Origin of the sequence: Rhodococcus sp. NPDC060086 (assembly GCF_042730275.1) — a bacterium.
In the GTDB taxonomy this organism is placed as follows: Bacteria; Actinomycetota; Actinomycetes; order Mycobacteriales; family Mycobacteriaceae; genus Rhodococcus.
Genome location: NZ_JBHWWZ010000033.1, coordinates 1 through 13,165 on the forward strand (window position 1 = coordinate 1; position 13,165 = coordinate 13,165).

The window sequence follows — 13,165 nt, forward strand, 5'->3', positions numbered from 1 at the left end:
GTGGTGAAGTCGCCGCAGATCAGTTTCAACTATCTGGGGCGGGTGTCTGCTGCGGATGTGCCGGAGGAGTTGGCGGCGATCGGGTGGGCACCGACGGACGCCCTCGGCAAGCTCGACGTGACCCAGGACGCCGACATGCCCGCGAACGCGGCAGTCGACATCAACGCCGTGGTCAGCGACGGCCCGGACGGTCCTCAGCTGGGCGCGAACATCGCGTTCCCGGTGGGCCTGCTCGACCGTGACGACGTCGACGAACTCTCACAGCACTGGATTGCGGCGCTGAGCGCGCTCGCGCAGTACGCGACGGGGCCGGATGCGGGTGGCCTCACCCCGTCGGATCTGCCGCTTGTCGACCTCGATCAGGCCGAGATCGAACATTGGGAGCACCGGTACCCGGCACTCGGCGACGTGTGGCCGCTCTCGCCGCTGCAGTCCGGTCTGCTGTTCCATGCCTCGATGACCGACGAGAGTCACGTCGATGTGTACACGATGCAGGCCGTGCTGGATCTCGAAGGTGCTGTCGATGCCGAGCGTCTGCGCGGCGCCGGTCAGGCGCTGCTCGACCGGTACCCGAACCTGCGCACCGCGTTCGTCACCGACGACGAGGGCGACTCGGTCCAGTTGGTGCTCGACGAGGTCGAACTGCCTTGGAAGCAGGTCGATCTCGGGGCTGTACCGGCAGACCGCCGCGAGGCGGAACTGGCGGAGGTTCTCGCAGCCGAGCAGGCACGCCGGTTCGACATGGACACCGCTCCGCTGATGCGGTTCCTGCTCGTCAAGGAAGCCGACGACCGGTACCACCTCGCGGTCACGAGCCACCACATCCTGCTCGACGGCTGGTCGATGCCGTTGCTCATGCAGGACCTGATGGCGCTGTACGTGTTGCGTGGGGACCAGTCGCTGCTGCCGCGTGTCCGGTCGTACCGGAACTTCCTGTCGTGGTTGGCAGAGCAGAATCGGGACGACTCCCTCGACGCGTGGGCCGACATGTTGCGCGGGCTGGAGGATCCGACGATCCTGGCGCCGGTCGTCCGCGACGCGGACAACGACACGATCGCGAAGGTGTCGGTGCTGTACGACACCGAACGCACCGCGCAGTTGACCTCACTTGCGGGGCAACTCGGCGTCACGGTCAACACGTTCGTTCAGGCGGCATGGGCGGTTCTTGCCGGCAGGCTGACCGGACGGGACGACGTGGTGTTCGGTGCGACGGTCTCGGGGCGTCCCGCCGACCTGCCCGGTGTCGAGTCGATGGTGGGTCTGTTCATCAACACCCTGCCGGTGCGAGTGAACGCCGACCCCGACGAGTCGGTCGAGGCCCTGCTCACCCGTCTGCAGGCGGAGCAGGCCGGACTGCTCGATCACCATTACGTCGGTTTGTCCGACATCGAGGAGCGCACGGGCACCCCGATCGGATTCGATTCACTGTTGGTGTTCGAGTCGTATCCGATCGACCGCGAAGCGCTGTCCGACGCGGCAGGCTCGATCGACGGGATGACCATCACCGGTGTGGGCGTCAAGGATGCGACGCACTACCCGATCACGTTGCTCACCGTGGCGGACACCGCGATCGACTTCACGTTCAAGTACCTCGAGCGCTTCTTCGACGAAGCCGCCATCTCGCGGGTCTCCGAACAGTTCGTTCGGGTGCTCGACGCGTTCGTTGCCGACCCGGATTCGCCGGTGGGAGACATCGACCTGCTCGGTGCCGACGAGGCGGCGCGCATCGTCGAGGAGTCGGGGCCGGCGGCTCCGGTCGTCGTGTCGGCGGCGCGCACGCTGGCCACCGTCCTCGGTGAGGTCATCGAGGAGGATCCGTCCGCGCCGGCTCTGGCCGTACCGGCGGACGCCGGTACCGGCGAGGAAGGAAGAGAGTTCTCGTATCGGGAACTCGACGAGCGGTCGTCGCAGCTTGCACGTGTGCTCATCGCGCGCGGTCTCGGCACCGGCGACGTCGTGTCGATCGCGATGCCGAGGTCGGTGCACTCGGTGGTTGCGCAGTGGGCGGTCGCGAAGACCGGCGCTGCCCTGACAGTGGTCGATCCGCAGCGGTGGACCACTGCCCTGCAGTCGGGTGCGGTGCTGGGCTTGACCATCGCCTCCGTTACGGACGGCGAGCCCGTCGGAGAATGGCTCGTGGTCGATGGCGAGGGCGTTGCGCAGGACGTCGCAGCAATGCCGTCGGACCCCGTCACCTATGCCGATCGTGTGCGTCCGGTCGAGCCTTCGGACCCGGCGGTGGTTCTCGATTCGCGGACACTGTCGAACGAAGAACTGGTCGACCTGCTCGGCACCCTCCGAGATCGGTACTCGATGACCTACGAGTCCCGGAGCGTCGCGGTCGCGCGCGCAGGGATCGACGGCGCGGGTGCGGAGGCACTGGCGCTCGAACAGCTGCTCGTCACCGCCGCCGGGGCCGTCGTCGTCCTGGTACCCGAGGGCATCGTGGGTGGTGAAGACCTCGACGGCGTCCTCTACAACGAATGGGTCACGCACGCGCATCTGCCTGCGTCGTCCTTGGAGACCCTGGAACCAGGCCTCGAGGACCTCGCGGTGGTGGTGGTGCTCGACGAAGCTCCCGCGGGAGTTCTCGCACAGTGGCGGAGTGCACATCACGTGCACATCGCTACTGACCAGCACTGATACCCGTGGGGCCGCCGAGAGGCGGCCCCACGGTCGTCCATCGGCCGGACGCCAGTGCGCTCGACGGTAACGTCGAAGCTGCCCGGAGAGATCAACCAAGAGGTTACTAACGGGTAAGGAATGCTCGCCGATCCGGATGACTATGCTGGCTCGGTTCGGATCAGGCGAGCTCAGAGGTACCGAAAGCGAAGGGTGTGGGCTTTTACATGCGTTCACGACACGACGGCGGCTCGGATGGGGTTACTCCGGATAATGCCACGCAGTCGAACGACCCGCAGCAGACAGTACCCGAATCGAGCGCCGAGCGTCCGGCGGAAGGCACCCGCAGCCGCAATGCCGATCGCAGCGGCGGGCGTGCACCCCGCCAGGCGCGTGCCCCTCGGGCTCCTCGGGTCGAACGTGCTGCGCGTGGTGAGCGTCGTGGTGGGCGTGGTCGTGGTGTGGTGTTGCCGCAGTTGTTGGTGTCTGCGGTGGAGTCGTGTGGTGATGCGGTGGCGGTGGTGGCGGGGGGTCGGTCGTGGTCGTATCGGGAGCTTGATGAGTGTTCGTCGCGGTGGGCTCGGTGGTTGATTTCTCGGGGGGTGGGTCCTGGGGATGCGGTGGTGGTGGCGGTGCCGCGTTCGTGGGAGTCGGTGGTGGTGTTGTGGGCGGTGGTGAAGTCGGGGGCGACTTTTGTGCCGGTGGATCCGGGGTATCCGGTTGAGCGTGTGCAGTTCATGGTGGCTGATTCGGGTGCTGTGTTGGTGGTGACGGTGTCGTCGGTGGTCGATGTGGTGTCTGTGTCGTGTCCGTCTGCGGTGCCGGTGGTGGTGTTCGATGATGTGGGGTTGGTTTCTGAGGTGGGGGGGTTGTCGTCGCGTCCGGTGTCGTATGTGGATCGGGTGCGGTCGGTGGAGTTGGCGGATGCGGCGTGGATGATTTATACGTCGGGGTCGACGGGGCGGCCTAAGGGTGTGGTGGTGTCGCATGCTGGTGTGGCGTCGTTGATTTCGGCTGAGCGTGAGCATTTCGGGGTGGATGCGTCGTCGCGGGTGTTGCATGTGTGTTCGCCGAGTTTCGATGTGTCGTTGTTGGAGTTGTTGGTGGGGTTTTCGGCGGGGGCGTCGGTGGTGGTGGCTCCGGCGGGTGTCGGTGGTGGTGTGGAGTTGGCGGAGTTGATTGCGGCGGAGCGGGTGTCGCATGTGTTCATGACGCCGGGGGCGTTGGGGTCGATGGATCCGGTGGGGTTGGATTCGTTGGTGTCGGTGGTGGTGGCGGGGGAGTCGTTTACGCCGGAGTTGGTGCGGCGGTGGTCTGTTCCGGGTGTGCGACGTTTTTTCAATGCGTATGGTCCGACGGAGACGACGATTTTGGCGACGAGTTCGGCGGAGTTGGTGCCGGGTTCGGTGGTGTCGATCGGGTCGGCGATTGCGGGGGTGGGGTGTTTTGTGCTGGATGAGCGTTTGCGTCCGGTGGCTGATGGTGTGGTGGGGGAGTTGTATGTGGCGGGGGCGCAGGTGGCGCGGGGGTATCACGGTCGGGTGGGGTTGACGTCGTCTCGTTTTGTGGCGGATCCGTTTTCGGTGTCGGGTGGGCGGATGTATCGGACGGGGGATGTGGTTCGTCGTGGTGTGGGTGGGGTGTTGGAGTATGTGGGGCGTAGCGATTTTCAGGTGAAGGTGCGGGGTTTTCGTATCGAGTTGGGTGAGGTCGATGCGGTGTTGGCGTCGTTGCCGGGGGTGGGTTTTGCGGTGACGGTGGGGTCGGTGTTGGCGTCGGGGGAGTCGGCGTTGGTGTCGTATGTGGTGCCGGAGTCGGGTGTGGTGCTCGAGTCGGGTGTGGTGCGTGAGCAGGTGTCGGGGGTGTTGCCGGGGTATATGGTGCCGGCGTTGGTGGTGGTGCTCGATGAGGTGCCGTTGACTCCGGTGGGGAAGGTGGATCGGGGGGCGTTGCCGGAGCCGGTGTTCGCGGTGCGGGAGTTTCGGGCGCCGCGGTCTGTGGTGGAGGTGTCGGTGGCGTCGGTGGTGGCGTCGGTGTTGGGGGTGGAGCGGGTCGGTTTGGATGATTCGTTTGTGGATTTGGGGGGGAATTCGTTGGGCGCGACGCGGTTGGTGGCGCGGTTGTCGTCGGTGGTGGGTGTGCGGGTGCCGGTGTCGGTGGTGTTCGAGGTGGGGTCGGTGGAGGAGTTGGCTGCCCGCATCGAATCACTGGCGGCCGGCGACAATTCGGTGCCGCTGGAAGCGCGGGAGCGTCCGGATCGCGTGCCGTTGTCGTTGGCGCAGCAGCGCATGTGGTTCCTCAACCGCCTGCAGCCGGAGTCGTTCGTCGACAACATTCCGATGGCCATCAGGCTCTCCGGAAAGCTGGATCATGCCGCATTGCGCGCAGCGATCAACGACGTCGTCGCCCGGCACGAATCGCTGAGAACCGTATATCCGGAGATTGACGGTACCGGCTACCAGCAGGTTCATCCGGCATCGGAGGCCCGACTCGACGTGGCGTCCGACCCGCTGTCCGCAGACGAGGTACCCGATCGTATCGCGGAGATCGTGACCACCGGATTCGATGTCACTCGTGACGTTCCACTCCGGGTGCGTCTGCTCGAGGTGTCGGAGCGCGAGCACGTGCTGGTTGTGGTCGTGCATCACATCTCCGCCGACGGGTACTCGATCGGGCCACTGGTGCGCGACGTGATCACTGCATACGACGCACATTTCTCGGGGAACGAGCCGTCGTGGACTCCGCTGGAAGTGCAGTACGCGGACTACACCCTGTGGCAGCGGGAAGTGCTCGGCGACGAATCCGATCCCGACTCACTGATGTCGAAGCAGGTGGAGTTCTGGAGCCGGACCCTCGCCGACCTGCCGGAAGAGCTCCCGCTTCCCGTCGATCGCCCGCGACCCGCAGTGGCGAGCAACCGCGGTGCATCGCTGCGTGTCGATCTCGACCGCGACCTGCGTGCAGGTATTGCTGATCTCGCACGTCGCAGTGGCGCAACGGAATTCATGGTCGTTCATGCCGCACTTGCTGTGTTGCTCGCGAGGATGAGCGGTACCGAGGACATCGCGATCGGCACGCCCGTTGCCGGACGCGGCGAGGCCGCCCTGGACGACGTGATCGGCATGTTCGTCAACACGCTCGTGCTGCGCACCGAGATCGACGGTGGGGAGTCGTTCGAAGACGTGCTGGGACGGGTGCGTGTTGCGGATCTGGATGCATTCGTGCACGCGGACATCCCGTTCGAGCGCCTCGTGGAGGTGCTCGACCCGCCGCGCTCGCAAGCCCGTCACCCGCTTTTCCAGGTGATGCTGACGTTCCAGAACATGGACGTGTCGAACCTCGAGCTGGCCGGACTGAGTATCGCGGGTGTCGAATTCGACGTGGCGACAGCAAAATTCGACCTCCAGGTCACCGTCGCCGACATTACCGGCCCGGATGGCGCACCCGGTGGGTTCGCCGTCGAATTCAACTACGCAACAGAGCTGTTCGACGACACTACAGTGGAAAGCCTCGCGCGCAGGTTCGAGCGGATCCTCGGTGCGGTGGTCTCCGACGAGCGGACCTCCATCGCGGATCTGCCGCTACTCGAAGAACGCGAACGCGACCGGATCCTGACCGACTGGAGTTCGCTCGGCGCCGGGTCTGCGGCACGGCCTCCGGTCACGCTGGCCGATCGCCTGGCCGAATCCGTGCTCGGTCACCGAACTTCGCCGGCGATCAGCTTCGACGGCACCACCGTCGACTATGCCGAACTTTCGATCCGGGCCAACCGGATGGCGCGTCGTCTCGTCGCCGCGGGCGTCGGTCCGGGGTCTCTCGTGGCGGTGGCGTTGCCGCGCTCGATCGATCTCGTCGTCGCGCTTCTGGCTGTGATCGAGTCGGGCGGGGCCTACCTGCCGGTCGATCCGACCTACCCGCAGGATCGCATCCGGTACATGCTCGATGATGCCCGCCCCCGCGTGATCGTCACCTCCGACGCGATCGGGCGGGACGGTGATGCGAAGGTGCTGTGGGACAGTGGAATCGACGTCGTGCATATCGACGGCGCGGACGAGGTCGCGGAGTCGGTCGCGCCGGGTCCGCTCACGGACGCGGACCGTCTCTCACCACTGAGTCCCGATGATCTCGCCTACGTCATCTACACCTCGGGTTCCACGGGCCGTCCCAAAGGCGTCGGTATCACCCATCGCAACGTGCTCACGCTCTTCGAGAACGCAGAACCACTGTTCGGTTTCGGATCGGATGACGTGTGGACTCTGTTCCACTCGTACGCATTCGATTTCTCGGTGTGGGAACTGTGGGGCCCGCTGCTCCACGGCGGCCGGCTCGTCGTCGTCGACTACCCGACGTCGCGGTCGCCGGAACTGTTCGCCGCTCTGGTGCGCACCGAAGGCGTGACGGTCCTCAATCAGACGCCGTCGGCGTTCTACCAGTTCGACGAGGCCGACCGCGTCCTCGCCGCGAGTGAGATAGAGGCTGCGCCGTCGACATTGCGGTACGTGGTGTTCGGCGGCGAGGCGCTCGATCCGGGACGACTCGAGGGCTGGTTCGACCGGCATCCCGTCTCGCCCCGCATGATCAACATGTACGGCATCACCGAGACGACCGTGCACGTGTCGTTCCACCCGATCGAACCCGCTCATGCGCAGGCCGGAGCGGCGAGTGCGATCGGACGATCCCTGCCCGGACTCACGGTGCGGGTGCTCGACCGGCGGCTGCAGCCGGTGCCGACGGGCGTCCCCGGGGAGGTCTACGTCTCCGGCGACCAGTTGTCGCGCGGATACCTCGGTCGTCCCGATCTGACGGCAGTGCGGTTCGTCGCGGATCCGTTCGGTGGCGCCAGGCTCTACCGCACCGGCGACATCGCCCGCTGGAACTCCGACGGCATCCTCGAATATGCCGGTCGCAGTGACTCGCAGGTGCAACTGCGCGGATTCCGCATCGAACTCGGCGAGATCGAGGCGGCGCTGCTGCAGGCACCAGGAGTTGCGCATGCCGTCGCTCTGGTTCGAGATGACGGTCTCGGTGAGCGTCTCGTCGGCTACGTCGTGCCGCGCGCCGGTGAGACCGTGGTTGCGGCAGAGGTACGTACCCGTGTGTCGGAGTTCCTGACCGGATATATGGTGCCCGACATCGTGACCGTGCTCGACGCGCTGCCCCTGACCGTCAACGGAAAACTCGACCGATCCGCTCTGCCGGCTCCGCGAATCGACGCCGTCGGCGACGACTACCGGGAACCGGTGACGGAGTCCGAACGCGTGGTGGCGCAGATCCTGGCACAGGTACTCGACGTCGAGAAGGTCGGCGCGGACGATTCGTTCTTCGACCTCGGCGGCAACTCACTCATCGCGACACGAGTGATCGCACGGATCAACGAGGCGCTGGGCGCCACCCTCGCGATCCGTGAATTGTTCGAGGAACCCACTGTCGCAGGTCTTGCGGCGCGAGCCGATTCCGGTCGCGGCGGCAGGGCCCTCCCCGAACTGGTGCGCGGACCACGGCCGGACCGGATTCCGTTGTCACTGGCGCAGCAGCGCATGTGGGTGCTGAACCAGCTCGACCCGGGATCGGCGACCTACAACATTCCACTCGCCATCCGATTGCGCGGAGACCTCGACACCGCAGCGTTGGCTGCTGCGGTTCGCGACATCGTCGAACGACACGAGTCGCTGCGCACGGTCTATCCGCAGGACGAGCAGGGCCCCCACCAGAAGATCCTGGAAGCCGACGCAGTGGATGCCCTCACGACGGTGAGCGTCGCATCCGACACGGACGCATTCGCAGCGGTCGTCGAGGTGGTCTCCCAGGGATTCGACGTTGCCACGGAGGTTCCGGTCCGCGGGCGTCTTGTGAGTGTTGCGTCCGACGACCACGTCCTTGCGCTCGTGGTCCATCACATCTCGGCCGACGGCGCGTCTTTGCCGCCGCTCGCCCGCGATCTGATGTCGGCCTACGTGGCGCGGCTCTCAGGGGTGGCTCCCGCCGCCGACGACCTCGAGGTCCAGTACGCAGACTTTGCACTGTGGCAGCAGGAAGTGTTCGGCGACGCCGACGACCCGCAGTCGCCGGCAGGCCTTCAGCTTGCGTACTGGCGTGAGCGTCTCGCGGAGGTCCCCGACCTGCTCGACGTGCCCACCGATCGGCCGAGGCCCGCGACACCCAGCCTGCGCGGTGCCACGCACATCACCGAGGTGAGTGCAGCAACCCGCCGCCGCCTCGACGAACTCGCGGCGGCACACCGGTCCACATTGTTCATGGTGGTGCACTCGGCGCTTGCTGTGTTGTTGTCGCGGCTGAGCAGCTCACGCGACATCGTCGTCGGCACGCCCGTGGCCGGACGTGGCGCACGCGCGCTCGATGATGTCGTCGGCATGTTCGTCAACACACTTGCATTGCGCACCGACATCGACCCCGGCGCCTCCTTCGATTCGGTCCTCGATGTTGCCCGTGCTACGGATCTCGAGGCGTTCGCGAACGCCGATGTGCCGTTCGAGCGGATCGTCGACGAGGTCGTCGCAGCACGATCGGCAGCGCGACATCCCGTGTTTCAGACGGTGTTGTCGTTCCAGAACATCGAACCGGCGCGACTCGAACTTCCAGGTCTGATCGTCGAAGCCCTCGACGGTGGAGAGCTGGCAGCGAAGTTCGACCTGCAGGTCACTGTGGAGCCGCGGGAAGGGGCCGACGGTGCGACCGGAGGGCTCGCAATCGCTGTCACCTACGCGACCGACCTGTTCGATGCGGGCACCATCGACACCTTCGCAGGCAGATTCGTGACGATTCTCGATGCGGTTGCGGCCGACGCCGCATCGGTGGTCGGTGACATCGATATCCGCACGGAACGTGAGCGTTCCGTCAGCATCACTGCGGCACCGGCAATATTGCCTGCGACGCAGACGAGCGTGGACCGCACCATCGCGCAGGAACTCCAGGTTGCCGTCGAATCGGATCCGGACGCTCCCGCCGTCGTCTTCGGCGATACGGAATCGAGCTTCGCGGAGATCGAAGCGCGCTCCTCGCAGTGGGCGAGATATCTGATCTCCCTCGGCGCGGTGCCGGGCGATGTCGTGACCGTGGACCTTCCGGTCGGTGTGGATCTGGTGGTCGCATTGTGGGCGGTGGCGAAGTCGGGGGCCGCGGTATCCGTCGGCCGGCAGACGCCCGCGCGCTGGGGGCTGTCCACGGCCGAGAGGGCTGGAGAGCTCACGGAGACGGCAACTGCTGCCGAGTCGACGTGGATCTCGATCGATGATCCGGTGGTCGCTGCGGCGGTGGCCGGGCTGTCCGGACGATCACTCGGCTACACAGATCGTCCCGAGGTGCTCGGTCCCGGTGACCGGGCGTTGCGCTTCGGTGATGTGCATCTCAGCCATGGTGAGGTGGTTGCCGCGTTGCGTCGGGGGCAGGAGGAACTGGCCCTGACCTACGATTCGCGCGTCCTCCCGCACAGATCGGAGGTCGATCGATGGACGGTGTTCGCGGTATTGGCCGCGGCCGTTGCCGGTGCGGTGGTCGTTGTTCCTGGTCGAGACGATGATCTCGGCGCGTTGGCACTCGACGAGTGGGTCAGCCACGTGTTCGTGCCCTCCGTCGACGTGTCGTCTCTGTCCGACTCCGAGGACCTCGCGGCTGTGATCGTCACCGACCGCCACGCCCGGGAAGATGGCGTTGTTTCGGGTCCTCTGGCAGGCAAAACTGTCGCTCCGGCTGATCCGTGGGTAGTGCGAGTGAAGTGACCGAACGGTAACTTGGCTTGCGGTCGAGCAACGTCGGGGTTGCTCGTCCGGAAGGAGTCGATTCGTGGTAAGTGCTGCCCGGGGGGCGCGTTCGGTTGAGCAGATCGAGACGGCAGAAGCGCGACATGGCGGTCGGACTCCTCGGGTCGAACGTGCTGCGCGTGGTGAGCGTCGTGGTGGGCGTGGTCGTGGTGTGGTGTTGCCGCAGTTGTTGGTGTCTGCGGTGGAGTCGTGTGGTGATGCGGTGGCGGTGGTGGCGGGGGGTCGGTCGTGGTCGTATCGGGAGCTTGATGAGTGTTCGTCGCGGTGGGCTCGGTGGTTGATTTCTCGGGGGGTGGGTCCTGGGGATGCGGTGGTGGTGGCGGTGCCGCGTTCGTGGGAGTCGGTGGTGGTGTTGTGGGCGGTGGTGAAGTCGGGGGCGACTTTTGTGCCGGTGGATCCGGGGTATCCGGTTGAGCGTGTGCAGTTCATGGTGGCTGATTCGGGTGCTGTGTTGGTGGTGACGGTGTCGTCGGTGGTCGATGTGGTGTCTGTGTCGTGTCCGTCTGCGGTGCCGGTGGTGGTGTTCGATCATGTGGGGTTGGTTTCTGAGGTGGGGGGGTTGTCGTCGCGTCCGGTGTCGTATGTGGATCGGGTGCGGTCGGTGGAGTTGGCGGATGCGGCGTGGATGATTTATACGTCGGGGTCGACGGGGCGGCCTAAGGGTGTGGTGGTGTCGCATGCTGGTGTGGCGTCGTTGATTTCGGCTGAGCGTGAGCATTTCGGGGTGGATGCGTCGTCGCGGGTGTTGCATGTGTGTTCGCCGAGTTTCGATGTGTCGTTGTTGGAGTTGTTGGTGGGGTTTTCGGCGGGGGCGTCGGTGGTGGTGGCTCCGGCGGGTGTCGGTGGTGGTGTGGAGTTGGCGGAGTTGATTGCGGCGGAGCGGGTGTCGCATGTGTTCATGACGCCGGGGGCGTTGGGGTCGATGGATCCGGTGGGGTTGGATTCGTTGGTGTCGGTGGTGGTGGCGGGGGAGTCGTTTACGCCGGAGTTGGTGCGGCGGTGGTCTGTTCCGGGTGTGCGACGTTTTTTCAATGCGTATGGTCCGACGGAGACGACGATTTTGGCGACGAGTTCGGCGGAGTTGGTGCCGGGTTCGGTGGTGTCGATCGGGTCGGCGATTGCGGGGGTGGGGTGTTTTGTGCTGGATGAGCGTTTGCGTCCGGTGGCTGATGGTGTGGTGGGGGAGTTGTATGTGGCGGGGGCGCAGGTGGCGCGGGGGTATCACGGTCGGGTGGGGTTGACGTCGTCTCGTTTTGTGGCGGATCCGTTTTCGGTGTCGGGTGGGCGGATGTATCGGACGGGGGATGTGGTTCGTCGTGGTGTGGGTGGGGTGTTGGAGTATGTGGGGCGTAGCGATTTTCAGGTGAAGGTGCGGGGTTTTCGTATCGAGTTGGGTGAGGTCGATGCGGTGTTGGCGTCGTTGCCGGGGGTGGGTTTTGCGGTGACGGTGGGGTCGGTGTTGGCGTCGGGGGAGTCGGCGTTGGTGTCGTATGTGGTGCCGGAGTCGGGTGTGGTGCTCGGGTCGGGTGTGGTGCGTGAGCAGGTGTCGGGGGTGTTGCCGGGGTATATGGTGCCGGCGTTGGTGGTGGTGCTCGATGAGGTGCCGTTGACTCCGGTGGGGAAGGTGGATCGGGGGGCGTTGCCGGAGCCGGTGTTCGCGGTGCGGGAGTTTCGGGCGCCGCGGTCTGTGGTGGAGGTGTCGGTGGCGTCGGTGGTGGCGTCGGTGTTGGGGGTGGAGCGGGTCGGTTTGGATGATTCGTTTGTGGATTTGGGGGGGAATTCGTTGGGCGCGACGCGGTTGGTGGCGCGGTTGTCGTCGGTGGTGGGTGTGCGGGTGCCGGTGTCGGTGGTGTTCGAGGTGGGGTCGGTGGAGGAGTTGGCTGCCCGCATCGAATCACTGGCAGAGGCCGACGAACCCGCCTCGGGTGGCGCATTCGACATGGTCATTTCGCTCCGTGCCGGCGATCCGGGCCTCGAAGCGGTCTTCTTCGTGCACCCCGTGGTCGGCCTCGCATGGAGCTTCGCGGAATTGGCGAAGTATGTGCCGGAGGGCAGACCCGTCTACGGACTCCAATCGCCCGCATTGTCCGGTACCGGCGCAATGCCCGAATCGATCGAGGAATGGGCCCGGCTCTACGTGTCCGAGGTTCGTCGCCTGCAGCCGCATGGATCTGTCCATCTCGCCGGGTGGTCGATGGGCGGCGTGATCGCCCACGAGATGGCCGTGCAGTTGCAGCGGAGCGGCGACGCGGTGGCCTCGTTGATTCTGCTCGATACGCAGGTTCCCGTGCCGTTGGAGGCGCCCGTCGACGTCGAGCAGGTCGCCCTCGCAGCATTGCAGGGCGGTGTAGGGCCAGGCCTACTCCGCGGGGATGATGTGGTGGCAGATATCACACGCGAATTGGACGCGGGTGTCGACGGGGTTCCGACGACGGCCGACTTCCTCGAAGGGATCGGGCGGTCGTTCGACGTTCTCGCGGAGCATCGGCCGGGTTGTTTCTCGGGGGATCTGCTCTTCGTGGCAGCTCGGGGATCCGCACCGGGAGCGGATCATTCCCTTCTCGACTGGTCCGCGTTCGTGGCGGGCGAGGTGCATCGTTACGAGGTCGAGGCATCCCACTGGGAGCTGACGGGAACCGATGCGTGTAGGGTGATCGGGCCCCTCGTGGAGGCATGGATCACGGTCAACGAAATGTCCGAATTGTTCACTCTTTCAGTGGATGTCGAATAGGCCAGACGCCATTCGAGTGGAAGAGGCAGTGTTC

The 13,165-nt window shown here is 65.7% G+C and carries 3 protein-coding genes; all 3 read left to right on the forward strand.

Going from position 1 to position 13,165, the window contains the following annotated elements; translation table 11 throughout:
- The coding region (locus tag ACFWB0_RS17620; RefSeq protein ID WP_378491762.1) for a condensation domain-containing protein at nt 1-2,643 on the forward strand (2,643 nt) is incomplete at its 5' end.
- 206 nt (nt 2,644-2,849) lie between these two features.
- Nucleotides 2,850-10,358 (forward strand): amino acid adenylation domain-containing protein, encoded by a 7,509-nt coding sequence (locus ACFWB0_RS17625; RefSeq protein WP_378491763.1) that lies wholly within the window; start codon nt 2,850-2,852, stop codon nt 10,356-10,358.
- Nucleotides 10,359-10,581: 223 nt separating this feature from the next.
- Nucleotides 10,582-13,131 carry an amino acid adenylation domain-containing protein gene (locus tag ACFWB0_RS17630; RefSeq protein ID WP_378491787.1) on the forward strand — a complete coding sequence of 850 codons (2,550 nt, stop codon included), beginning with the start codon at nt 10,582-10,584 and terminating at the stop codon, nt 13,129-13,131.
- Nucleotides 13,132-13,165 lie beyond the last annotated feature (34 nt).

Excerpts from the sequence above, each read along its gene's own strand:
- ACFWB0_RS17625 (WP_378491763.1), top strand. The coding sequence starts at position 2,850 with ATGCGTTCACGACACGACGGCGGCTCGGATGGGGTTACTCCGGATAAT.